This is a genomic window from Okeania sp., from assembly GCF_035285525.1.
Lineage (GTDB): Bacteria > Cyanobacteriota > Cyanobacteriia > Cyanobacteriales > Microcoleaceae > Trichodesmium.
This window is the reverse complement of record NZ_JAYKGW010000151.1, coordinates 16772-41940: the sequence shown is the minus strand read 5'-3', so window position 1 is coordinate 41940 and position 25169 is coordinate 16772. Positions and strand designations below refer to the sequence as shown.

General features: G+C 34.9%; 23 protein-coding genes and 2 pseudogenes. 13 read left to right on the top strand and 12 right to left on the bottom strand.

Going from position 1 to position 25169, the window contains the following annotated elements:
- Positions 1-163 precede the first annotated feature (163 nt).
- Entirely contained in the window at positions 164-1555 is a 1392-nt protein-coding gene (asnS, locus tag VKJ25_RS14475; RefSeq protein ID WP_324237336.1) for an asparagine--tRNA ligase, read from the bottom strand.
- 919 nt (positions 1556-2474) lie between these two features.
- Between asnS and VKJ25_RS14470 the strand changes: the two genes are divergently transcribed.
- The 5 genes and pseudogenes from VKJ25_RS14470 (at position 2475) to VKJ25_RS14450 (ending at position 8703) form a co-directional block, all read left to right on the top strand.
- Positions 2475-3818 carry a type III PLP-dependent enzyme domain-containing protein gene (locus tag VKJ25_RS14470; protein ID WP_324237338.1) on the top strand — a complete coding sequence of 448 codons (1344 nt, stop codon included), beginning with the start codon at positions 2475-2477 and terminating at the stop codon, positions 3816-3818.
- Positions 3819-4472: 654 nt separating this feature from the next.
- Positions 4473-5321 (top strand): Rossmann-fold NAD(P)-binding domain-containing protein, encoded by an 849-nt coding sequence (locus VKJ25_RS14465; RefSeq protein ID WP_324237335.1) that lies wholly within the window; start codon positions 4473-4475, stop codon positions 5319-5321.
- A gap of 201 nt (positions 5322-5522) precedes the next feature.
- Positions 5523-6317 (top strand): annotated as a pseudogene (locus VKJ25_RS14460) (SDR family oxidoreductase).
- Positions 6318-6414: 97 nt separating this feature from the next.
- Positions 6415-7164, top strand: a complete 750-nt coding sequence (locus VKJ25_RS14455) for a 50S ribosomal protein L11 methyltransferase (protein WP_324237334.1) — start codon at positions 6415-6417, stop codon at positions 7162-7164.
- Positions 7165-7956: 792 nt separating this feature from the next.
- Complete coding sequence (locus VKJ25_RS14450) at positions 7957-8703, top strand: DUF2785 domain-containing protein (protein ID WP_324237333.1); 747 nt, start codon at positions 7957-7959, stop codon at positions 8701-8703.
- A 603-nt stretch (positions 8704-9306) separates the two neighbouring features.
- Here the strand turns inward: VKJ25_RS14450 and VKJ25_RS14445 are convergent.
- Positions 9307-9720 carry a sll0565 family protein gene (locus VKJ25_RS14445; protein WP_324237332.1) on the bottom strand — a complete coding sequence of 138 codons (414 nt, stop codon included), beginning with the start codon at positions 9718-9720 and terminating at the stop codon, positions 9307-9309.
- A 51-nt stretch (positions 9721-9771) separates the two neighbouring features.
- Here VKJ25_RS14445 and VKJ25_RS14440 point away from each other — a divergent pair, with 51 nt between their 5' ends.
- Positions 9772-10080 carry a DUF6439 family protein gene (locus tag VKJ25_RS14440; RefSeq protein WP_324237331.1) on the top strand — a complete coding sequence of 103 codons (309 nt, stop codon included), beginning with the start codon at positions 9772-9774 and terminating at the stop codon, positions 10078-10080.
- 16 nt (positions 10081-10096) lie between these two features.
- Here the strand turns inward: VKJ25_RS14440 and VKJ25_RS14435 are convergent, their stop codons facing one another.
- The gene (locus tag VKJ25_RS14435) at positions 10097-10582 is read right to left on the bottom strand and encodes an ATP-binding protein (RefSeq protein ID WP_324237330.1); all 486 of its coding nucleotides are present in this window, start codon (positions 10580-10582) and stop codon (positions 10097-10099) included.
- A gap of 732 nt (positions 10583-11314) precedes the next feature.
- Here VKJ25_RS14435 and VKJ25_RS14430 point away from each other — a divergent pair.
- Positions 11315-12220 (top strand): alpha/beta fold hydrolase, encoded by a 906-nt coding sequence (locus VKJ25_RS14430; RefSeq protein ID WP_324237337.1) that lies wholly within the window; start codon positions 11315-11317, stop codon positions 12218-12220.
- Between the two features lie 70 nt (positions 12221-12290).
- On the opposite strand, the gene VKJ25_RS14425 is transcribed toward VKJ25_RS14430, so the two are convergent.
- On the bottom strand, positions 12291-12620 hold the full coding sequence (locus VKJ25_RS14425) for a (2Fe-2S) ferredoxin domain-containing protein (protein ID WP_324237329.1): 330 nt from the start codon (positions 12618-12620) through the stop codon (positions 12291-12293).
- A gap of 251 nt (positions 12621-12871) precedes the next feature.
- Between VKJ25_RS14425 and VKJ25_RS14420 the strand changes: the two genes are divergently transcribed.
- The 3 genes from VKJ25_RS14420 to VKJ25_RS14410 all read left to right on the top strand — a co-directional run bounded on the left by VKJ25_RS14420 (position 12872) and on the right by VKJ25_RS14410 (position 14922).
- The gene (locus VKJ25_RS14420) at positions 12872-13354 is read left to right on the top strand and encodes a CBS domain-containing protein (RefSeq protein WP_324237328.1); all 483 of its coding nucleotides are present in this window, start codon (positions 12872-12874) and stop codon (positions 13352-13354) included.
- A 512-nt stretch (positions 13355-13866) separates the two neighbouring features.
- Complete coding sequence (nblB, locus tag VKJ25_RS14415) at positions 13867-14535, top strand: phycobilisome degradation protein NblB (RefSeq protein WP_324237327.1); 669 nt, start codon at positions 13867-13869, stop codon at positions 14533-14535.
- Positions 14536-14703: 168 nt separating this feature from the next.
- Positions 14704-14922 (top strand): ssl0294 family protein, encoded by a 219-nt coding sequence (locus VKJ25_RS14410; protein ID WP_324237326.1) that lies wholly within the window; start codon positions 14704-14706, stop codon positions 14920-14922.
- A gap of 250 nt (positions 14923-15172) precedes the next feature.
- Here VKJ25_RS14410 and VKJ25_RS14405 read toward each other — a convergent pair whose 3' ends face one another.
- The 7 genes from VKJ25_RS14405 to VKJ25_RS14375 all read right to left on the bottom strand — a co-directional run bounded on the left by VKJ25_RS14405 (position 15173) and on the right by VKJ25_RS14375 (position 20835).
- Entirely contained in the window at positions 15173-15670 is a 498-nt protein-coding gene (locus VKJ25_RS14405; RefSeq protein WP_324237325.1) for a tetratricopeptide repeat protein, read from the bottom strand.
- 17 nt (positions 15671-15687) lie between these two features.
- Positions 15688-16812, bottom strand: coding sequence for a hypothetical protein (locus VKJ25_RS14400; RefSeq protein WP_324237324.1), 1125 nt, complete (start codon positions 16810-16812; stop codon positions 15688-15690).
- Positions 16813-16984: 172 nt separating this feature from the next.
- A complete protein-coding gene (locus tag VKJ25_RS14395; RefSeq protein ID WP_324237323.1) occupies positions 16985-17446 on the bottom strand; it encodes a hypothetical protein in 462 nt (153 codons plus the stop codon).
- A gap of 325 nt (positions 17447-17771) precedes the next feature.
- On the bottom strand, positions 17772-18359 hold the full coding sequence (locus VKJ25_RS14390) for a hypothetical protein (protein WP_324237322.1): 588 nt from the start codon (positions 18357-18359) through the stop codon (positions 17772-17774).
- 266 nt (positions 18360-18625) lie between these two features.
- Entirely contained in the window at positions 18626-18928 is a 303-nt protein-coding gene (locus VKJ25_RS14385) for a sulfotransferase domain-containing protein (protein ID WP_324237321.1), read from the bottom strand.
- A gap of 974 nt (positions 18929-19902) precedes the next feature.
- A complete protein-coding gene (locus tag VKJ25_RS14380) occupies positions 19903-20250 on the bottom strand; it encodes a tetratricopeptide repeat protein (RefSeq protein ID WP_324237320.1) in 348 nt (115 codons plus the stop codon).
- Positions 20251-20361: 111 nt separating this feature from the next.
- Positions 20362-20835 carry a sulfotransferase domain-containing protein gene (locus VKJ25_RS14375; RefSeq protein WP_324237319.1) on the bottom strand — a complete coding sequence of 158 codons (474 nt, stop codon included), beginning with the start codon at positions 20833-20835 and terminating at the stop codon, positions 20362-20364.
- 164 nt (positions 20836-20999) lie between these two features.
- Between VKJ25_RS14375 and VKJ25_RS24650 the strand changes: the two are divergent.
- Positions 21000-21071: pseudogene (locus tag VKJ25_RS24650) on the top strand (hypothetical protein); the annotation flags it as partial.
- A gap of 112 nt (positions 21072-21183) precedes the next feature.
- Here VKJ25_RS24650 and VKJ25_RS14370 read toward each other — a convergent pair.
- The gene (locus VKJ25_RS14370; protein ID WP_324237318.1) at positions 21184-22893 is read right to left on the bottom strand and encodes an alpha/beta hydrolase; all 1710 of its coding nucleotides are present in this window, start codon (positions 22891-22893) and stop codon (positions 21184-21186) included.
- Positions 22894-23602: 709 nt separating this feature from the next.
- Here VKJ25_RS14370 and VKJ25_RS14365 point away from each other — a divergent pair.
- Both VKJ25_RS14365 and VKJ25_RS14360 read left to right on the top strand, forming a co-directional pair.
- Positions 23603-23980, top strand: a complete 378-nt coding sequence (locus VKJ25_RS14365) for a winged helix-turn-helix transcriptional regulator (RefSeq protein WP_324237317.1) — start codon at positions 23603-23605, stop codon at positions 23978-23980.
- Positions 23981-23999: 19 nt separating this feature from the next.
- On the top strand, positions 24000-24128 hold the full coding sequence (locus VKJ25_RS14360; RefSeq protein ID WP_324237316.1) for a hypothetical protein: 129 nt from the start codon (positions 24000-24002) through the stop codon (positions 24126-24128).
- Positions 24129-25169: the final 1041 nt, after the last annotated feature.

The following is a 25169-nucleotide window of genomic DNA, read 5'->3' as shown; positions in this document are numbered from 1 at the left end:
GGAAAAGCTATAAATGAGCGATCGCTGATAACGTAGGTTGGGTTGAGAAGTGCAAAACCCAACCAATACATCTTTTCAGATAGATATTTTGGTTGGGTTTCCTTTCGTCAACCCAACCTACAAACTTCTTTGTCTTCCTTGTCTTCCATAATCATTCCTAACATTAAAAATCCACAGTTAATGGCGCTCTCGGGAAAGGAATCACATCTCGAATATTCCCCATTCCTGTCATAAACTGCACTACTCTTTCAAATCCCAAACCAAATCCGGCATGAGGCACTGTACCATATTTACGCAAATCTAAATACCACCATAATTCCTCTTTATTCATCTCCTGTTCATTTATTCTTTTTTCCAAAATATTCAAACGTTCTTCCCTCTGAGAACCTCCAATAATTTCTCCTACTTTTGGCACCAAAACATCCATTGCCCTAACTGTCTTATCATCATCATTTAACCGCATATAAAAAGCCTTAATTTTTGCTGGATAATCAGTTACAATCACAGGTTTTTTAAACAATTCCTCACACAAATAACGTTCATGTTCTGACTGTAAATCCAAACCCCATTCTACCGGATATTCAAACTTTTTATCTGTCTTTTCCAATAAAGAAACAGCCTCTGTATAACTAATTCTTTCAAAACTATTATTAATAATCGTATCTGCCGTTTCCAAAACAGTTTTATCAATCCGTTGATTGAAAAATTCCATATCCTCCGGACAACTTTCTAAGACAGATTTAAAAATATATTTTAAAAATTCTTCAGCCAAGTCCATATTCCCTTCTAAGTCACAAAAAGCCATCTCTGGTTCAATCATCCAAAACTCAGCTAAATGTCGAGAAGTATTAGAATTTTCGGCTCGAAAAGTCGGTCCGAATGTATAAACATTACTAAAAGCAGTTGCCATAATTTCTGCTTCTAATTGTCCACTTACTGTTAGAAAAGACTGCTTTCCAAAAAAGTCTTGACTAAAATCAACATCTTGTTTTTCTGTGAGAGGAACTTTCTTTAAATCAAAATTAGTAACAGTAAACATTTCCCCTGCACCCTCACAGTCACTAGCACTAATAATAGGAGTATGAACCCACAAAAAACCTCGTTCTTGGAAAAATTTATGAACGGCATTAGCACAAGCATTTCTCACCCGAAAAACTGCCCCATAAGTATTAGTCCGTCCTCGCAAATGGGCAATAGTGCGGAGAAACTCAAAAGAATGACGTTTTTTCTGCAAAGGATATGTTTGAGGATCCGCATCACCATAGGCGATCGCGCTTTCGGCCTTCAGTTCAATTCTTTGTCCCTTTGCTGGGGACTCCACTAAAACACCAGTCATTTCTACCGAAGCACCTGTATTTATCTGTTGTAAAATTTCTTGATAATTTGGTAGATCGGGATTTAATACTACTTGCAAATTAGCTAAAGATGAACCATCATTAACTTCTACAAAAGCAAATTCTTTCAACTCTCGCTTAGTGCGTACCCACCCTTGAATTGTTATTTGATCATTAGGTTGACCATTTCTTAATATTTCTACAATGCGTTGCTTTGTCATTTATTTAATCCTGTCGATTAGACTTAACTATTTTGACTAATTTTTTTTATTTTAGTCTATTAGACTAGAGAGTACAAAATTCTAGGCTTTAGGGAATAGGAAATAGGGAATAGAATAAAACATAGATGTACTTTATGACTATGGGAAACCCTATACCTAGGAATAACTATTGCTAGAAATTTGCACTATCCAAATTATTAATTATTAATTATTCCCTAACTACCCAAATTTTTCGGTAATAAACTGGGTTTTTGGCTAAATCTTGTATTTTAATGCACTACGGTTCAGATAAAATATGATATTTTGGCTGTTGACATATTCCTTACTTTGAGTTATAAATATTTTGTTTATATCGGAATTAGTCACTTGCTTTTTTGCTAAAAAAATCTTTCACTATTTAGACATTTCCAACAATAAAAAATAAAATCAATAGTTGTACAGAAATTGTTAATTATTCAGGACTTACGCAGATCAACCCACAAACCCGGTACGAGGGTAGATTATTAATGCTAAAAACAACGATTTATCGTAGAAACCGGGTTCCTCCCGTGTAAGTCCTAATTATTGTCAGCATTTAGCAATCAGCTAACAGCTATTCAAATGGTTCTATAATTTATTACCACAAATTATATGGGTTAATAACTCAGATTGATGGTTGAAAATCTAGTAAAAGTTAAAAAAAATCTGGCTTCATTCATTAATAAAGCCAGGAACTGACGGCTGACTACTAATAGCTGTTAGCCCAGTATTCCACAGGAAATGCTTAACTAATTATTTTCTCCTATTCCCTCTTTTATGGAGATATCTACTGACTACTAAAAATTATTCAACAACCGAAAAATTCAAGTATAATTATATGAAAAATACTAATAATTTGAATGTAAATCAAGTGCGTTCAATTCTTTGATCTGAGCAAGAAATAAAAACAGCCTCAGCACAATACAAGGGTCCCCTATACCTCTACAATCTCAATAAAATTGGCTGTCAATATGCCAAACTACGAGATTACTTGCCGCCAAATTTCCAAATTCTCTATACTCTCAAGGCCAATAGCAATTTAACTATCTGCCACAAATTGGCTCAACTAGGATGTGGAGCAGATATCAGTTCAACGGGAGAATTGCAAGCAGCACTCAAAACAGGATTTTCAGCTTCAGAAATTGTGTTTACAGGGCCAGGAAAAACTAATTCTGAACTAGCAGTGGCCATAGAAATGGGGATTGGCATTATTGTACTAGAATCAGCAAATGAAGCTCGTCGCTTGCATGGCTTGGCCAAAAAATATGGCAAAAAACAAGATGTCTTAATTCGGATTAACCCCTTATACAGAAAAAGTCAGAGTTGCGAAATTAGGGAAAAAGCCAGTAGTTGTGGTAACAGTGATCCTAATAGTGTCCAACCTAGTCTAAAAAGTCAAACTATCGTTAGTATATCTAGCAAATTTGGTGTAGATGAAGACAAAGCTATAGAAGAAATTGCAGTTATAGATTCTTTGGAGAATCTTAACTTAAAAGGTATTCATATATTTACGGAAAGTAATGTCCTAGACTACAATCAATTACTAGATTCTTGGACAAATACCATTGATATAGCTAACAGAATTAATGACCAAGGTTATCATATCTCCCTATTAGATTTTGGTGGTGGCATTGGTATACCTTATAATGCTGTGGATACTGAATTTGATATGGAGTCTTTTGGCCAAGAATTGCCAAGAATTTTTGACAATAATCCTTATCCATATCATTGTATTGTAGAGATGGGGCGTTATATGGTAGGAGAGGCAGGATGTTATATGACAGAGGTAGTTGATATCAAAGAATCTCTAGGACAAAAATTTATTATTTTGGATGGGGGTGTTCACCAACTATTAAGACTTTCTATGAAACCAGCAAGTAAATACATGGAAGTGCTAGGAAAAAATGGTGACTATACCCAGAAAGCAACCCTGGGAGGAAAACTGCCAACACCTTTAGATATTATGGTAGAGGATGTGATGGTGCCAGAAGATATAGAAATAGGCGATCGCTTGGTAATCTATAATTGTGGAGCTTATGGGTTTAATCATAGTTTAACTAATTTTGCTCTGCACAATTATCCCGCAGAAGTAGCTTATAGTGATGGAAAAATGGAAATTATTCGCGAACCTGGAAACATAGAAGATTTTTTCTTGAATCAAAAATTACCATTTGCGACAAATTTAGAAAATGAATTTAAAGAGCACTCAGCAATCAGCAATCAGCAATCAGCAGTAAACTTTTAGAAGAGGATGTTTTAGCTTTCCTAAACTTTCCGATTTATAGAAACCAGGGATTAAAAAACCTAACCCCCCCAACCCTAGCAAGAGAAGGGGGAGTCCTTCTCCCCTCTCCTCGTAGGAGAGGGGTTGGGGGAGAGGTCCTAACAATTTTAGTCTTGACACTCCAGTAGGAGCGTTTTGCTTCGGAATACTAAAAGCTAATAGCTAGTTAATAACTTCTATTAGACATCTCCAAAAATAAAAATTCCCTATTTTTTTGAAACAGAAATTATCACAGGACTTACGCAAAGGCAATATATATAGGGTGTGGGTGCGTTACGCTACCGCTAACACACCCTGGGGATTAAAAAACCAACCCCCCAACCCTAGCAAGGCAAGGGGGAGAAGGACTCCCATTTCGCTCGTAGGAGAGGGGTTGGGGGAGAGATCCTCATCCACAATCGATTCCCTATTTTTTGGGAAAATGAAACAAGTTAAATTTACAGCATTTGATATCAACCCTTCCTAAACTTATAGCAATCCTCAATAGATTGTAACATTTTATAGTAGGGGTTTGGTCTCCAAACCCAAGCGCTAGGATACTTGGAGACCAAACCTCTACAGCTTTTTCTCTCTAATGATTTAATGTTACTATAGTTAACACTTGAAGAACATCAAATGAAAATTGCTTACATTAAACCCACTTTCCCTAATGAAAAAAGAGTCGGTTTATTACCACAATATTTATCCTACTGTAGTCCCGAAGACGAACGTAGATTTGAACAAGGTTATGGGGAAACTTTAGATATTCCCGATGCAGATTATGGAGAAGGTGCTGGTTATTATCGCGAAAGTCTATTTACTTGGGCAGACGTAATTTGCTGTATTAAAGTTCCCCAACCCCAAGATTATCAATACTTTAGAGAAAATCAAACTCTGGCAGGTTGGATTCATCCCTTTGGTGCATCAGGAAGACATTTTAGAGAATACTGCGCTGAACCCAAAAATCTCCGACTATTTGATATTACCAATTGCATCTCTATTCGTGTTACTCAAGGAAAAACAGAAACTTTAAATGTTCCCAGAGATATTACTCATAAAAATAGTATACTAGCAGGTTATGCCTCAATGATGCAAGCCATTATGTTGCGAGGTGGGATTACCCAGAACGATAAAGTAGCAGTATTTGGCTCAGGAAATGTGGCTGATGGCGTCTTGAAATATTTGCTGAGTAAAGGAATTGAACCTATATTACGTCGCCGGAGTAATGTCGATCTAATGCGACAAGAATTTAAAGATTATGATATTTTTATCAATACAGTGGAAATTGCTCAAGGAGATGCACCCATTGTTACTTTTGAAATGCTTGATTCCATGAAATCTACAGGTTGGGTTATTGATGCAGCAGCAGATACTGGTAGAGCAATTGAAGGTACTCGTGCTACTAAAATCGAAAATCCCATCTATCAAGACGATCAAGGTCATACGTTTTATGTAGTTGATAATTCTCCATCTATGCTGTATTGAGAAAGCAGTGAAGCAGTGAGCGAGGGTTATGCCAAATATTTTTGGATGAAACCTATGAGTTATTGGTACAGGGATTTCTGTATTGTTCCATCTGACTCCTAACTCCGTAGGGACTTTCCATGCAAGGTCTCTACAACTCCCTCGTTTATTTATAACTATTCAACCGGACTTGATATAACTATAATTACCAGCACTAAAACTATGGGAACCCAAAAACCCGGTTTCTCTTTGGTGTTTATTGTCAAAGACAAGGATTTAACCCTAGAAACTGGGTTTCTTTGCGTGTATTTCTCGATAAGTATAATTATGTCAAAATTAATTCTGATTACTGGTGTTAGTAGAGGTCTTGGTCGCGTGATGACCGAAGCTTTTATTGAACTAGGTCATACTGTTATTGGTTGTTCTTTGAATAGAGAAGCGATCGCTTCCTTGGAACAACAATTTGGCGAACCCCATCATTTTACTGCTGTCGATATTGCTAATGAAATCCAAGTCAAAAATTGGAGTCAAATAATTAGCTCCAAATATGATGCTCCAGACTTAATTATTAATAATGCTGGCATCGTACACGAACTTGCACCCTTGTGGGAAATAGAAGGGGAAATTTTCGACCGCGTAATTGATATCAATATCAAAGGAGTGGCGAATGTTCTCCGGCATTTTTTACCACAAATGGTAGCTAAAAGTCAAGGTGTAATTGTTAATTTTAGTCCAGGATGGGGACGTTACACTGCTGCTTAGGCTGCACCTTATTGTGCAAGTAAATGGGCGATCGAAGGCATGACTAAAGCTTTAGCTCAAGAGTTGCCTCCAGGAATGGCAGCAGTTTCTCTGTGGCCGGGAACCATCCATACTGATACTTTAGAAACAGTTTATGGACAAGAAAAAGCAGCTAAGTGTCTTCAACCTCAAGATTGGGTGAAAATTGCTGTTCCTTTTCTGCTACATATTGGAGCAAGTGATAATGGCAAAGCTTTAACTATTCCCACAGGATAATTGGGATTTACTCAAAGAAACCGAGTTTCTCGTAAAAACCCGGTTTCTGAGTTTGGCTGCGTCAGTTCTGATAATTCATTAAGAAAATTAAAACAAAATGTTAACTAACTTTCAAATTCGCTTACCTGATAACATCGAAAATTTACCAATTAATGAAGAATATTTTTTCATTACAGAAAACGGGCAAGAGCGTCGATTAAAACTCCATGATTATGGAGAAGTTTATAGTATCCCAGGACTTTATAACTATTTAGCTTTAGAGAAACTCGCCTATCGTTCTCCGCAAGTTATGGCTACTTTATTAACCGAAAATTTAAAAAATAACGGTGAGTCAGTGGAGGAGCTAAAACTATTAGAATTAGGAGCGGGAAGCGGATTATTCGGTCAAGCGGTTGCCAAACTAGGAGTAAAATCTATTATTGGTATTGATATTGTTCCCGAAGCTGCTGAAGCTACTCAAAGAGATACTCCCGGAATATATGAAAATTACTTTGTGGAGGATTTGACTCAATTATCAAAATCAACTAGGGATTTTCTGAACGAGAAAAAGTTAAATGGTTTTGTTTGTTGTTCTGCATTGAGTGAAGGTCATATTCCGGTAAAAGCTTTTGTCACAGGAATGAACTTCATTAAAAATCAAGGTTGGGTGTTATTTAATGTAGCAAAAACCAGTTACGAATGTGAGGATAATTGTCAAGAATTTGTCAATTTTTACCGTGAGGCAGTGGCAAAAGATTACTTAAAAATACATTCCACAAAATCCTATCTCCATCGTCGTTTTTTTAATGGTAAACCTCTAGAATATGTGGCAATTTTAGCTAAAAAGCAAACAGATATTCCCGAATAATTAATAATTGGCGTTGGTGAATTAGTGTATGATACTAATGTTAATTATTTAGGAGTCAGGAGTCAGGAGTCAGGAGGAAAGAAGAAGAAAGAATAGTAGAGGGAGAAAGTTTTTTGTTTGCGCTCTTATCCAGACAATAAATCATACCTCAAATCACCAACGCCTAATAATTAATAGTTAATAGTTAATAATTAGAACTTTTCGTTCCGGAATGATTCGCCACTCTTCCTTTTCCCCTCCTGGGAGGGGTTAAGGGTGGGTTTACTCCTGACTCTTCTATCTTAATTTATAGCGCCTGTATAATATCAAATTAGTATCGCTATAAAAAAGCAGAGAAACCGGGTTTATTGCTGTGATATTGTTGTTCAAAATCAAAAGCTGGCATTGCATAAATGCGGGATGATTTTAATAGTTTTGTGGAATGGGCATCTTGCCCGTTCCTTATACAGCATATTTCGGCCAAATGATGTACAGGGTAAATGGTAAAAATCATGTAGTGCCGGCATCTTGCCGGCGATGGGTGTACCTTATGATAGCGAAAAACGCTGTATTTTTGGACGGGCAGGATGCCCATCCCACTGCTTAAAATATTCGGAAAATGCTGTATTTTCGGACGGGCAGGATGCCCATCCCACTCCCACTACTTAACATATTCGGAAAACGTTGTATTTTCGGACGGGCAGGATGCCCATCCCACTACCACTACTTAACATATTTATCCCTTAATTCAGCAACACCCAAAAGTTTTACCTCATAAATTCAATAATTTCCATAACTTAACACATAAAATCAATGGATATAGAACTTTTAAAATCAATTTTCGAGAATAAATTTGCTGTTCCTGATAATTATGAAGTTGCAGAATTAACCCCTAAGCTAATGGATAATTTAGGAGCGACAAGATCGGATTTGCGGGATTACAGTTATATGACTTTGAGTGCATGGATTTGGGGATGGTACGACCGCACTTACTACAATCACTCAGAACTGTTAGCACTGGCAGAACAAGCCAAAGTTAATATCAAAACAGGTCTCGGTGAAACAGAAAGCGATGGAGTATTTTTGCGGAGTTATTCAATATTACTTTTAAATGATTTAACTGAGTTCCATCGCCAGGATCCTTATCTAGAAGAAGCAGAAATTCGCGATCGCATGGAACTCTACTTAACTTATCTAGAAAAAGAGCAAGATTTAAGAGGATACATTTCTCCAGAAAAAGCATGGTCTCATGGAATAGCTGATGTTGCCGATGCTTTAGGTATTCTGAGTTTGAGTTCCTATCTCAAGGATTTAGATTTAATGAGATTATTAATAGTGATCGCCACCAAACTTCAGCAACCAGTACCATCAGTTTATCTTCACTCTGAAGAGGAGAGACTGGCACAAGCAACTGTTAAAATTTGCCAACAGAATATGCTGAGTATTGAGCAAATAAGTTCTTGGTTAGATATCTTGATTGAAACTGAGCGCCGTCCATCTGGTATTTCGATTTGGGAGAATTTTGAAAAGTATCCGAAAAATACTTACAAGTCCGACTGAACAATTATGTGCTTATCGGAATATCCAAAATTTTCTGCGCTCCTTTTATTTTCAGTGGGAGCGATCAGAAAATATCATTGAGAAGCAAGAACCTGTTCGACAACTAATTGCTCAAGCTTGAAAATTTATAGAAACAGGTTTTTGCCATAGCGATAAAGGTTTCTTTCTGAATGCTTAAAAATGGAGATAAATTTTATCCTAAAACTTTAGTATCAGGACTTATGGAAAGGGACTATATATGGAGTATTGGTGCGTTACGCTATCGCTAACACACCCTACTGGACTGTTTCAGCTAAAATAGTGCATTAGGGAGTAGGGGAGTGAGGTAGGGACGTTGCATGCAACGTCCCTACGGGAGAAAGATTTTTGCTGGGTTTAGGTCCCTCAAACCAACCTAAATCTATTGCACCATTTTAGGTGAAACAATGCACTACCAGTAGCTACTAAAACTTTACAGCGGTTTTCATTTCAGTAAACCACAGTAGGGACGTTGCATAACAAAAATGCGAACGTCCCTACTAAATTTTGGTTATGACGATGTGGTTTATCAATCTGAAAAGCGCTGATTATTTTAACCCTCTGGCAACAGCTACTGATAACTTATTATCCAGCCCAAGATTTTAATAGCCAACCTATAACTATTCCTAAACCTCCAAATCGCACAGCTTGCCAAAATGGCTCTTTTATGCTATGCCAACCAAACAAACTGCTTTCTAAGTTTAATTCTATTGTTTCTAATTCTGTCTGTATCTGTTGTAACTCTTCTCGCAATTTACGAGTTTTGTCGCGACGTATTTCCGGCCGGATTTCTTCTAAACGATGCTGCAGTTCTAATTTGCGCTGCTGGTAATACTGAACTTGAGAATAACGTTCCTTCACAGCAGTAAGAGTAAGTTCCACCTGTGCCAATGCTTGTGCCAACTCCATTTCTGAAACTTCTGACTCCTGATTAACTGGGGCACAATTTGAAGAGTTATCATTTAATTTTTGTGGAGAATTTTCGGGAGTTGGGTTCATACTGGCATACTAGATATATTAAGTTTACTGGAAAACATTATCTCAAAAGATATGCTTCACCCTAACTCAACCCCTCTAATTAATCAAGTACACAGTTCTAGTCATATAGATTTACAACAATATAGCACACTAGAACTAGCCCAAGCTTTAGCCGAAAGACTTGCTATACCAGAAAGGGACTGGCATCGACTCAAATCTAATCGCCAAGTTCGTGCATTAGAGCTAACTATAGCTGCTGTGGTTTTTCTGATTCAGGGTCAACCGACTGAAGCGATCGCTCGCCTCAACCAAGCCATTAGATGGTTAGATCGATCCATCTCAGCACCTCCATGTCCAACTCATGGTTCTCAGAAAAATTAGCTTTCAATTTAGTTAATTATCTGATCAAGGGCAATCTAGAGTTATTCCTAACATTTTTGCATAAGGTTAACTCTGTACCCTTGGAATTCCATTCAATATAATCAAAAACTTGGTAAATAATAAATATTCCTCGACCACAGTCACTTTCATCGTCACAACAACAAGTATATTGTTCTGAGTCATCATTTGTAACTTGTTGTTGATTTTGGTTAGCTCTATAAGGAGGTTCAAAACCTGGACCTTGGTCTGAGATCACCCACCAGTAGTAGTCTTTGATAATTGAAAAACGAACGAAAACTCTTTTATTAGGGTCTAAATTGTTCCCATGCTTTGTTGCATTTACTAGCGCCTCTTGTAATCCTAGTCGTAATTCCGGATGCCAGATCTTAGGAACATCTGCTAGGAGCAGATCAAGGATCGGACACAAATAGAGGGTAGAAGCGAAGCTAATAGTCACCCAATTTTGACTTATTTGACGTGGACGTAATGATATAGCAACCACTTAAAAAACTCCCTAGCCTGATTGTATTGGGCATAGTTAACAACTACTTTTATCAATAGTTGTGAATCTTCTCTAAACTTTCAGAAGTTATACATAGTAATGGTGGATATAAACAATTAATACTTGATTATGAAAGTAGAATTTTTTACCACCATCTTTTATATAATCAAAATAATTACTATGAACAACCATTACAATGCATTACTACTGAAAAAGCTTTTGTATGAGCATTGCTGTTCTCATATTTCCTATCATATCAAAACTCTTAATAAAAATAAAGTACCTAAATAGAATTAATGCAAATTCCTTCAAAATTTCTGGAAAATAATCTAATATCTATATCTTTGGACTTGGATGCGTACTACTATAGTAGTATAAAAAAATATATAATTAACCTTTTATTTTTAAAGTAGCTTATTTATTCATTTAGTTAGTATAATAATAATTTTATGCTATTAAGAAATTTTCCCAAACCCTCTATAGTTTTCTCTTGTAGCTGACGTCAAAAGTGAAATTATTGACTGGATGTTGTAGACGGTTCAAGCTCTCTAATGTCAATTGCTATATCTAAAATTAATTTGGTTTTAATCAAAAAGCAAAGATTTTTTTGATTCCTATATTCTGATTGGGATCATTGAGAATAAATCTTCTGTGACTAATATCACCTGCTCCCAATTGATTTTTGATGTTACATTAAATTTAACTTAATAAATATTTACATTTTTTAACATGATGTTAACTAAATCAGTGCTTACGACAGCTACAGTACCTGGTAGTTATTGGCAATGGCGGGATCAGCAAATCTACTACTTATGTGTAGGTGAGTCTGATCAGGGAAATCCACCTTTGCTATTAATACATGGCTTTGGAGGATCAACAGATCATTGGCGCAAAAACATTGCAGGTCTAAGCCAGTTTTTTCAGGTTTTTGCTGTTGACTTACTAGGATTTGGACGTTCAGGTAAACCAAACTGGCAATATAGTGGTCAACTATGGCAAGAACAGATAAATGACTTTATTACTGAAGTTATTGGTAGACCAGTAGTGATAGGGGGAAATTCTCTTGGAGGCTATACAGGATTATGTGTAGCAGCTCAATATCCAATCTCTGTAGCAGGTTTAATACTGATTAACAGTGCGGGACCATTTACTGAATCTCAGCCTATTTCTCAGCCTCCTTTATGGAGAAAACTTATTTCTAATAGCATGAAGTGGTTATTTTTGCAAGATTTACCTAGTTTTTTATTATTTCAATGGACGCGACGGCGGAGCAATATTAGAAAAATTTTACAGAAAGTTTACTTAGATCAAAGCGCCATTACAGATCAATTAATAGAAGATATATATCGACCTTCTTGCGACCCTGGAGCGGCTAAAGTGTTTGCTTCTGTTTTCAAGAGACCATCTGGCCAAAAAGTAGATGAATTATTGAGTAAGTTAGATTGTCCCTTACTTATGCTCTGGGGAGAAGCTGACCCTTGGATGAACGCCAAAACTAGAAGTGCCCAGTTTCGGAAATATTATCCCCAATTAACAGAATATTTCATCAAAGCAGGTCATTGTCCCCATGACGAAGTTCCTGAACAGGTTAATCAGTTGATTCAAGAATGGCTTTTCTCGGTAGTTAAAAGGGTTTAAAACCAAGAAACCGGGTCTCTCGCTCTGATTTCTGGCTGAAAATAAACCCGGTTTCTAAGCAAGTCCAAAATCAGTAGAAGCGAGGATGAATTCTGGGGTGGAGCATATCATCTACAGGTTGATTGCCTTGGAGATGTTGTCTGACTATTAGTGACACATTATTAGGTTGGACTCGGCAATACCAAATTTCATCTGGCATAACTCGTACTGTAGGGCCAGTGCTACATTGGCCGAGACAACCACTAGCCTCAATATGGACATTGGCCAAATTTTCGGTCTCAGCTTTAAAGGTATTGAGGACTTCTTGAGAATTGTGGCGCAGACAAGATTGATTTTGGCAAACAAATACATGGCGATCGCCAGGGTGATTTTCTGATTTTTGGCCTTTAGATGTTGACATTAAGTTATTTCCAGAAAAGAGGGAAAAAAGAATTAAGGAACAGGGATAAATAATTGATAATTTCTGGATCGGATTTGATTTGATTTTTGGAGATATTTGATAGTAGGGGTTTGGTATCCCAACCCTGGTCTCCCAACCCAAGCAAAAATTAGGATTTGAAGACTAAACTCCTATAGTTTTTTTTACAAATGATTTAGGATTGCTATATATGTCTACCATAATCTAACCAGAAAAAAATCGTAGAGGTAAATATGACCAACAAAATAGTATCAGATGTTATGACTGGCAATCTAATTACTGCCAAACCAGAAATGCCTTTGAAAGAAGCAATTAAAATTTTGGCAAAGCAACATATTAGTGGTCTTCCTGTAGTCAATGAAAAGGGAAAGTTAATTGGTATCGTATCAGAAACAGATTTAATGTGGCAAGCAAGTGGAGTCACACCCCCACTTTACATTATGCTTTTAGATAGTGTTATTTTCCTAGAAAATCCAGCTCGTTATGAGAAAGAAGTTCATAAAGCTTTAGGAGAAACTGTTAAGGATGTAATGACTAAAAATCCGATCACTACTGCACCAGATCAATCACTTTCAGTGGCAGCTAAACTGATGCACGAGCGTAGTATTCATCGGTTGCCAGTGGTAAATGAAAATGATGAAGTGATTGGTATATTAACCAGTGGTGACATTATTAGAGCTATCGCAACTGAGCTAGAAAAAGAGAGTGGTGAGTAAGGAAAAAGAATTGATAATTTTTCTGGAATAATTGATTCTATTTTTGTAAGCATTCAGCTATTAGTTAGCCTCTTTTTCTGCGAAATGCTTCGCCAAGAGAGGAGTTTCTTTTTCATGTCGCGCAGTGTTTCATATTGGCTCAAAGGCCGAAAACAGCTATGAGCTATTAATATCAAATCCACCTTTGGAGAATAAAATGAATATTGGCAAAAACTCCTATATTGGCAAGGTTGGGAGACAAAACCTCTACGATATTGAATCGTACCAATACTATTGGATTTGATATTATTTATTAAGTTTATCCTCTAAAGCTAATGGCTGAAAGCTGGTGGATGTTTGCGCAGCATTCCACAGGAAATGCTTACCTATTTTTTATTATTCGGAAATTTATAATAAGATCAGGACTTAGGCAAAGCAACCAATAAACTCGGTTGATCAACGCCATTTCTGCGTAAGTCCTAAACATTAAGCCTCATACTGAGTTGCTACAAAAAATTAAAAGAACAGAACTTATGGAAACTACTGTTACACCAGATTTGATTCAACAACTATTAATATCTGAAGAATTAGGCGATCGCTTGCGCGGAGTTAATCAGTTACGGCAAATAGAACCAGCGATCGCTTTTGAATTAATCCAAACTCCAATTAAGGACAAGAATACTCGCGTAAGATACGCTGCTGTGAGCCAAATGTCAAGTTTGGGAGAGCAAAATTTAACAATGTCCGCAGAAATATTGCGTGATTGTCTCCTCAATGATCCTGAATTTGATGTCCAAGCAGCAGCAGCAGATGCTTTAGGAGCATTAAAAATTACCCAAGCTTTTGATGACTTAGAAGAACTATACAAGAATACACCAGAATGGTTAGTGAAAGTTAGTATAGTTGCAGCAATCGGAGAAATGGGGGAACCAAAAGCATTCTTTTTACTGCAAGATGCTCTGAAATCAGATAATGAATTAATACAGACTATGGCCATTAGTGCTTTGGGGGAACTAGGAAATTTAGAAGCTATTCCTTTACTAAAGCCTTTTGCTGTTCATAGTGATTGGCAAATGCGTTATAGACTGGTACAAGCTTTACATAGGTTAGGAAGTTCAGAAGCAAAACAAATAATAACAGAATTGACTAAGGATGAAGTTGAGCAGGTAGCTCAGGAAGCCAAGTTAGCTCTGAACAGTTAGTTTATGGCGCTACGCTTAAGTCAAAATTCAAAATTCAAAATTCAAAAGTAATATTTGAGTGACTTTGACCATTGATAAATTGATGATACTTGGATATTTACTGCGTTAGAATATCAGTGAATAATTTTATCTGCTGAGAAAGATAGTATTAGCAAAAGGAAAAGTTTGATGTTTTTAGATGAATTAACTCCAGTTGTAAAAGAATTGATTGAACAACCAGCAGCCTTTTTCGGAGGCTTTTTCTCTGGTATACTGCGACTAAATCTTAATGATGATCCTGTGAAAACTTGGCTTAATCAGCAGACTGGTTATACTCCTACTAATGGTTCTACCACAGGAGCAGATAATAGCAAAAGTGAAGGTCCTCAGTCTATTACTATAGAATAGTATTTACAGCAATTTCACGCCCGCGTGTGAGGTACAAAATTTTATTTAGTAATGAGTGGTAACACAACCTTCCAGGTTGTAACAGCAAACGAAGGCTGTGTTACAGTGGATAGAGATTAATCTGCAACTGTACCTCACCATCCTGATGCATTGCTGTAAGATTTAGAATCAGGACTGACGCAGACAAACTTAAGAAACCCGGTTTTTCTACTCTAGAAACCGGGTTTCTTTGTGTGAGTTTGATTTTAGGTTATTTCTTAGTTAAATTAATATTCTGGAATAAAGATAAATTTGGGTAAAGCTCCTGCGCTATACGGTAAATAGTTTTTGCCTCTTCTAATTTACCTTGCTTTTCTAAGACTTGTCCTAAGTTATAGTGATACCAAGGAAACTTAGGTTTAAGTTTGATAGCTTGACGGTAAGCGATCGCTGCTTTGTCTAGTTTTCCGAGTTTCTCCAAAACTTTCCCCAAAGAATTATAAGACCAGGAATAATTAGGATGAAGAGCGATCGCCTCTTCTAAAGCAGTAAAAGCTTCATCTAGCTTCCCTTCTTTCTTTAAAGTCTCTCCTAGTTTCAAGCAATCCTTATAACTACCATTTTTTAGAACTTTCAGAGTTCTTTCTGTAATAAGCAGAGGTTTTTCAATCAACTGCTCTGATTTAATGTTGGGTTCTGAGAGCGAATCAGCTTTAACTTGCACCTCGACTTTGGAAGTGGGAAAACCTTTGTTTTTGAACCAAGTCACCCCTTCTTGAACTAAGTCTAGTTTAATATATAATTTCCCTCGGTTTTGGGTGTGGTTATAGTCAAAGTTAATTCAATTTCTTCTTGGGGTTTCAAATCTTCTTGCAACAAGACTCTACCATCATCATTTTGCAAAAGTTTTCCATTTTCATCCAACCAGTGATTGCCACAACGTATCCAGTTAAAATCTTTTCCTGACCAAGTAACGTTACTTAAATTCTTGACTATTACTTCGATCTTGATTTTCTTACCCGGTTTTGCTGCCAAGTATTTTTGAGCAGTTATTTCTCCTTTATACCAAGAATTAGGGAGTTGTTTCGGGTAATATTTTTGGTGTATTTTAATTAGGCGATCGTAAATCAACTGCCAATCAAAATCGTAGTCGCAATAACCAGGACCATGTTCGTCATCTAAATCGGCAATACAATCTGCTGGCACAAACATTGGTTTGATGCCATTTTCTCGAACTTCTCCCCACCAAGGTGCTTGATCGCTAGTGTGCCCGAAATTACAATGTGCTACTCCTGGTTTATTAGCTAACCACGCTACTAAAGTTAATCCGGCGCTAATAAAGGCTATATAATAATGTATAGAATTTGCCCAAATAATGGTTTCATAAAGAGGACAATGGAGGGCGTTATAGGTAGTAATTTTGTTAGGAATTAAAGCTAATATTTTCTCCATAGTAGTTTTTTCGTCAGGAAATCCATCAAATATAATCGCCATATTTGGATAATCACGATAAAGAGAATTAATGATGTTGGCATATCCTTCTACACGAGAACTCCATGCCTTATCGTGACCGCGCAAATTAATCCATAAAAGAGGGAAATGTTTTTTGGCTTTTTCTACTTTTTCTACAAAATTTTCGGAACATTTTTTCAGGGCATTATCGTAGATTCGATTGGCTAATTTCTCTTGAAAATGAGCATCGGTAACTCTGACTGCTAAGTAATTATTTTCTAACATCAATTTGCAGATATTTTGCTTTTCTAAAACGGGCACTAACTTATCTGATGAAATTTCTGGAAAGATATCGCCGACGTTAAAAGTATCGCTGTATTTGCCAAGCAAAAATTTATCTATTTTGTCTAAAGTTTCATTTTCATATAAAAATTGGATTCCGGTTATTTCGTTCCACAAATAATGACCTAAATTTGCATAAGCAATTCCTTAAAATAGCTACTACTTCAGTTTTAATGTTATTTGAAATATAGGATTTTACTGCTTTCCAGTTAGTTATGGTGTCAGCTTTAAAGCGATTGATTCTATCTAAGTTAATTACACAATAACCGCTATTTTTTAACTTAATAACTCAATCTAATCTGGGAAAGTAAATGTAACCTTTATCGCCCTGAGCTTCCGAAACAATTAAATACAATATCTCCTCACCAACAAAGCGATAAAATATTGCAGAATTATTAAACTTGTGTTTCCCAAAATTAATTGTGCCGAGACAAATTTGAGATTTATCTGACTTGAGAATCTTACCCGTACTGGGGCAAATAATATAGATATAACCAGTTTTTACTATAGTTTGCTGAAAATTAATTGCAGGATCTACCCCATGCCATACTCTTGAATTTTCTACGTTTCTCGTCGTTTTGTGAGATAAAGTTAAACAAGTATTATTACTATTATTACCCTCCCCCCCCCCCCGCATAAAAAGCTGCTCTAATCCTCTACGATATAGACCTATTAACTCCAAATTAGCTACGGATAATCCGGCACTTTCTAGATATTGTTTTTGGCGATCGCTCAATTTTCTTAATTCCATAAACTGAGATTTAGAGGTTAAATTAAAGTATTTATCAGCAGTCTCCCAATTAATTTCTTTTTGGCAATAGGGATGGTTTTCATCGAGGGTTTATAGTTGGTTTAATCCCTGCCAAATATATGACATTTCTGTGGGATTTCTGTACCTATAAATATTGTAATTTCCGTCTTCTTGTTTAAATATTTTCCTTTTAGTTTCTTCATCAATTTTATAAGATGCTAAAGGTCCGCTGTAGGGAATTGGGGGAATCTTAGTAGCTAGCTATGGATGAGGTAAAAAAACTTTCTTTAACTAAATCGTTGTCGCTAAAGATATTTTCTAACAGTCACTTTTCAACTTCGGCAAAAATAGCTTTTTTGGGATAATCGTTATGTTTGCTATTATCAACTTCTACATAATTGAACTGTAAAATATGATGGGGATATAGTATGGCTGAAATATGAACAAAAATTAGTTGTGATTCATACCAACAAACATGATCAAATTTATCGATATAAGGAAGTAATAGATCGTCAAAAACAACATCTCGATGAAATGGGTTAAAGATAGCATCGTAAGAATAAACCACCTGAGCTTCTAAACTGGAATTAAGATTTTCGTTGTCAGAAATGCTAGTACCAATAGCAGGCATATATTTGAGCAGCATTTCCTCAAAATATCTCCAATTTCCTTGAATAAATTCTAAGTCGTCATCTAGGAAAATGTAGTAGAGATATTGGTGTTTTGAGTTTCTTGCTTCTTCGAGCAATCTATTTCTATCAGTAGTCGAGGTACTATTAGGGAAATGAATATATCCCTCAATTGGTTCTTTCCAAGACAAGTACAAAATATCAGCATTTTCGTTAGGAATATCGTCGTAATGGGAAGGTAAGTTGCCATCTGTTTGAACTAGATACAAAAACTTTTTAGTCATTAGTAAATCTTTCTATTAATTTAAAGCTATGTTAAAACAATTATCATAAATTATGAGTGTTTAAGACTAGGGATTATTCCCAGTTAAACTCCATGTCTAAATACTCTTCTAACTTCTGGTTTTTCAGTTTATTACCTTGTATTAAATCTGTCATTTTTTGTTGTCGCGTAAGTTTATTAACTTAGATTTTAACCTATTTTTCTTTCCAGCTATTTCCCTTATTTGAAAGGTTTATTAATTTCTGTAATTTTTCCTCAAGCAACAAATTACTTGCAGTTAAATTCCATACCCAAATAGTCTTCTAATTTCTGGTTATAAGGTCGAAAATAATCTGCCAAAGTCTGTCTTATAGAATTATCTATAGCTGGATAACTATTGGAATTAAAATTATGATATTTAGGCAATAGATAACCTGGCAAACCCAAGAATTTAAAACACCTTTTCATAGTTGTTTTTGGATGAGAAAATAAGTCCTCACTTTTTAAGATTAAAAACTGTTCTCTAGGAAAAAGATTCATCCACCTTTTAAAGTGGTATAAATACAAACTTTCTAAGATGTAGATAGGCATTCCCCAGTACATTCTTTCTATTAACTCTGTTTCTGTAAGTTCTTAAATCAAGGTAATTTCCCTTTTCATTGCCTCTTCTAAAGAACGAGATTCTACACATCCATTTAAACCCATGTAATAGTGAGAAATAATTCTGTTGATTGGGTTTCTGAGAATCACAATTAACTTAATATTTGGGAATAGATTGAATATGTGTTTTTGTGCTAGAGGATATGCAAAGTACCGAGGACTAGCTTCTCCAGTTAATAAATCACTTTCTTTACTTTTCTTGGGAAATTGATTTAGATACCAATCTATTGTCTTATACCATTTCTCAAAAAGTTTTCTACATTTGATTTTGCAAGGGAGTCGGGGGAAGAAGTAAGCATTATAAAAATTGACATTAACTTAGCTAAAATTGGCAAAAATGATTTTGTTTGTGTTAATTATTTGATGACTTAAGTATTCTTCAAGTATAGCAATAATGCATGGTAATTGATATTATACCTTAGAGGAGAAACAAAGAAATTAAGTTCCTTATTAGTAGCAGGAACTATCGAAGGATGATTAGTTAAATACTGATATAAAGAAGTAGTACCGCATTTAGATGCTCCAATTATAAGAAAATCAGGTTTAGTTTTTTCTGGATAGTCGTTCAAATTAATTAAGTGTTTGAATTTATCATCAATGGCTTTTTTATAGTTGTAGTATTTTTGTTTAAAGCAGTTTTTAGCATCTCTTATTTTCGATAATTGTAGTAATGCTTTAACTTTATATTCATTATCTTGAATATTTTCATCTATCGAAAAATATACAACTTTTTTCCAACAATAATTTGCCTTGAGAACTTCTCTATTCAGCTTGTATAAACATCCTATTTTATAATAGGAATCTGACTTTTATGGATATATACTAATCGCTTTTTCAAGGCAAGTAATCGCCTCGTCAATTTTACCCCTCTTATGTTTAATCATTAGATTTATTGCATCGCTATGTTATCTTTTAGCAATTACATTGGCTAAATTTTTGGAAAATTTAGTAAAATCTGGATTAAGCTCGCTAGTCTTAAGCAAAAAAGCGTGAGCCTCATCAAGTTTGCCTTGTTTTTCTAGAACTAACCCCAAATTATAATGCGGCCAAGCTAAATTTGGGTTCAGTTCAATAGCACGTCCGTAAGCGGTTGCAACTTGATCAAACCGACCTAACTTTGCTAAGACTTCTCCCAAATTATGATGAGACCAGGCAAAAGTGGGATTAGAGTCTATTGCAAGCCGATCACCAGCGATCGCTTCTTCGAGTTTCCCTTTTCTTTTCAGTTGATTAGCTTGTATTAAATCTGTCATTTTTATTGTTGTGTAAGTTAATTAACTTGGATTTTCACCAATTTATCTTTCCAGTTATTTCTCTTCTTTAGAAGGTTTATTAATTTCCGTAATTTTTGCTCAAGCAACAAATTACTTCGAGTTAAATTCTATACCTAAATACTCTTCTAATTTATAGTTATGGGGTCGAAAATAATCTGCCAAGGTCTGCCTTATTGAATCATCTATAGCTGGATAACTATTAGAATTAAAATTATGATATTTAGGCAGTCGATAATCTGGCAAATCTAAGAATTCATAACACCATTTCATAGTTGCTTTTGGATGAGAAAATAAGTCTTCACTCTTTAATATTAAAAACTGTTTTCTAGGAAAAATACTCATCCACATCTTTAGTTGATAAAAATACAAACTCCAGGATATGTACCCCAATTTATTCCAGTAGTTTCTTTCTATTAAATCGTTTTCTTTTGTCTTTTCAAGAACTTGTATTTCTGATAGTATCGCGTCTCCTAAAGAAGGGATCTCTCCCCCATACTTACAAAGAGCTTTTGTTGGACTTTCATAACAAATTATTCGATATACATTTATAGTAAAATACCACAACTTTGTCTAAGATAAACTTTAGTTATATCAAAAATATTTCTTTTGTCCCTTTATCTGATTATCAATCATTTGAAGCAGAAGCAAGAAAGCGTATTCCTAGAGACCCTAATAATTGAGAAACAGTTGCCTTAGCTTTAGCTTTACCCGCAGCTATTTAGACAGAAGATTATGACTTTTTTGGTTGTGGATGTCCGACTTGGACTACTCAAACTTTATTACTGCAAATTAATCAATAATTAACGAAGATAAAAAAGAGGTACAACCCGAAGCCGACATCTTGCCCGCACTACAAAATTTTCAATATTTAGCTGGTATATTATTGACTCTAGTTTGATTCATTTTAAATAGTTATCTATATCGTTTATCTTTTCTTGCTTCTTCCTTTCTACCAAAAATTTGAACTAATTCAGCTCTGGTCAAAGCAGACAAAAAACTCAATGTATAAGGTTCTTTGCTAATAGCTAAAGCATAGGAAGAACGCAAATAATTAAAATAATTAGAATCATTCCTGATATAGAACTGAAAAAATGCTAAACCAAAAGCATTAATATAAGACTTAATTACAGGTGAACTTTCACTGACAAATTGATTTAAAGAGTCATCATTTACAGATTCTACATTTTGAATAGCAGTAATATTAAAGTCTAGATGTTTTGCTCCTTTGGTTAACATAAAATACTTTTCTTTTACTGGCAACCAAGTAAAAGAATTAATTTGTTCTATTACTACTGGAGTTAATTGATCTGCACTACCACCAACCCACAAAATCGGTATATTAATGTGACTTAAACCTAACTGACTAAATATACTCCGATTCACTGGATCGATAACTAATAGTGATTTAATTCTGGCATCACGAAAATTATAATTTTGATAAATTTGTTGAGGCAATTCTAAAGCACGACATTGTAATAATAAGGAAGGATTTAATAATTGAATTTGGGGTAAACAATCTTGCTTTAGTTGCTCAAAATTAATTTTAGCTCCAGCTACAGATAATGCTGTATAAGCTCCAAAAGATTGACCTGTAATTCCCACATTTTTCAGATTTAGTTTTCCTTGGAATTGAAATTTATTTCGTTTTTCTAATTCGTCTAATAAATAACTAATATCTAGAGGTCTGTTAATAAATTCTTCGAGTTGAAATATATTTTTTTCTTCCCCATCCAAAAAAGCTTGAAAATACTTAAAATCACTCCCTGGATGTTGTACTTTTGCTACAGCAAAACCATAAGATACTAAATGTTTGGCTAAATGTTGCCATTGATTAAGTTCTACTGCTAAACCAGGGGAAAGAATTACTAATGGTATGGTTTGAGTTTTGGGTAAATTATAAGGTAAATAAAATTTAACTAGAAATTGACGTTGACGACTTTTATCATTAAGTTTAAGAATCTTTTGATAGAAATAAAAATTTCCTGGTTGGCGTAAATCTGGTAATCTAGAAAAATTTATTTTGGGTTCAGTATCAGCAGCAGTTAATGTTAGTTTGTTAACTTCTTGTAGTAGTTTTTCTGTATCTTGAACTAAGCTAACAAATTGTGTTGTAGTTCTTATAATTTTAATTAGGTCAAACTGGATTTGACCAGAAAAGTTATCCAATAAATTTATCGGGGTCAAATCTTGAGATGTAGCAGTTATGATTAAAGCTTCTCGAATAGGAACTGCTCCATTTGTGTCATCTATCTGAATCATTTCTCCCACATAATTCAGTAATTTTTTTCCCATTTGAGAATATAAACCTTGAGTTAATTGTCTGGGATTAACCTGGAGTTGGAAATTTAGGAAGTTTCGCAACTTTTGTTGATTTTCTAGATTGATAAATAGGAGATAAAATTTTAATTCTTTGTCAATTTTTCCTCTTTCAGCATAATTTTTTAAGGCAGTTAAAGGGATACCTATTCTGAAAATACCGCAATGAAAATAAATTTTTTCTGCTGATTTTTCAGAGAAATTTGTCAACAAAAAGGGAATTGTTCCTAAGAGGAGAAAACCTAAGTATAAAAGTATCCTTTTTTTGGTTTTGCCATGATGTTTTATGGGAAAATTATGGTTCATATCATGTCTGAATGAAGAAGGAATGCTTTCGTTATTTAGGAAAGAAAATTTGCAATTATAACACAGCCTAGAAGGCTGTCTTTTGTGTGCTTCACTGATATGAAATAGCCCTGTGTAAGTAGGTAGTCATAAAAATATGAAAAATAACCTAGAAGCAAGTTACTAATAGGTTTTCACATTTTTGAATTTTCACTGCTATTGTGCAAATAATTACAGCATTTTTGATGATTGTGAGGTACAGTTATCTGTAACACAATCTTCTAGATTGTTACAACCTGGACGGTTGTGTTACCAAAACTACTAATAGGCTTTGAAACTTTATTTTGTAACTCACGCGCCTCCGAAATTGCTCTAAGCTTACTTACTTAACTTATTATGACACCAAAGTAACGAATTAGTCTAATAGCGAGAATTAAAAGTTATATTTATGAAGCATTTCGCTTTGAAAAAAAATGCTACAAACAAGTCTATCTCAATTAGATATGCTTAAAAATAGTTCCTCTAATTGATTTTAGACAGCTTTATTTATCATTTTGATCCTTTTTTATATTTTTCCCTCTTCTTCCTTCCTCCTTTTTCCTTGTTTCTAACATCTGTAACAAAAATTTATAAAATTGGTATTAGTTACATATAGTAAAAAATTTGTTTTTTTGAATAAAAAAGGTTAATATTAAATAAATATAAATTTATCAAAAAAAGTAACCAGAAAATGAAAGTTCAAAATAAAAGTGTTAAATCAAATGCGGAAATACCAAATATTTTCTGTCTCAGTAATAATTGTCCGATTCAGTTTGTATTGAGAATATTAGGTACTAAGTGGTCAGTGTTGATTTTGCGAGAACTATTGAGTGGCGATCGCCGAACTCATGAACTATTAGAAGCACTACCAGGAATTAGCTCAAAAACCCTAACATTAAGATTGAGACAATTAGAAAAGCATGGTTTGTTAGCAAGGAGGGTATATGCAGAAGTGCCTCCCCATGTCGAATATTCTCTGACGGAAAAAGGTCTACAAGTGCAACCAGTAATGATGGCAATCAAACAGTTAGGGGAACAATGGTTAGAGCATAAAAATTGTACTTGCTAGATCAATAGGATTTTTGGCAATGCTCATTGACTATCAAACTTTTGTTCCACAAGTATTTGTTCTATGCAGCACAAATGCTATACCATTAATAAAATCTGCTGTATATGCAGGACTTTCCGTTGCCAATGAATACAAAACTTTAGGTTGAAGAGAACAAGGTAATAGAAAAGAAAGAAAATAATTTTATTTCATAAATTCGCAAAAATTGCTATCAATAGAAAAAACTGTAGGGTTTGGGAAACCAACCCCTACGATCAAATTTCTTACGCAGAAAACGGGTTGATCAAAGAAATTTCTTGGTTGAAACTACAAGAGCGCAGCTATCAACTCGGTTTCTTGGTCGCGCTTGCGTAGATATACTATTCTATAGCAATTTGAAAGTCAAACTTTACCGAATAATTAATAATTAAATAATTAAATAATTCGTGCCTTGAAGCCTCCCCTAGGGGAAAAAGCGGTCGTCAGCGGAGCTTCCCGAAGGGTAAGATGGATGGCTTTCCTAACCATATCTAATCTCCCCTTGAGAAATAAATTTTTTCCTTTTATTCAACCCTTTTCCTTTTAGGGAGAGGTAATTATCAATTATCCATTATTGAAAAGTTCTAAATAATCTTCAATTAAAACCTTTTTAGGATTCCAATATCTCAAAAAAAAGATGGTTTAAGCTACCGGATTTGCTCAGATATTTGATGGTTTCTTATGATATAATTATAAAAAATACAGTTCACAAACCAGATCAAAAAGAAACTTTTTATCTTATAATAATGTCAAGGAAAAAAAATAGTTTAATCTGTCATCTACTCAACTTAAACCAATTAATCATTGCTATTGCTATTCATTGCCCAATCTTTACTATCAGGACTTACGCAAATTATGAAACAATACCCTATCTGTAGGGAGTAAATGCCACTTTCCCCTACCAAAAATGGTGGTTGGTGCGTAAGTCCTGACTATTTTTAGATGTCAGGCTGAAAATTAAAATCTAGGTATTTAACAGAATTGAGCCCTAGATGAATATTTTAGTGCTAATGGTCAAATTATCTAGAAAGCACTCCTGAATTAGTTAATAGGCAATTGTATAGGACAGTTAAATATAATACCAAGTGTGAAAATTGCTAGTCCTGGAAAATCATAACCAGCAATACTTTCACCTTGTTTAGACTAGCTACATAACCATAGCCGTCATTTC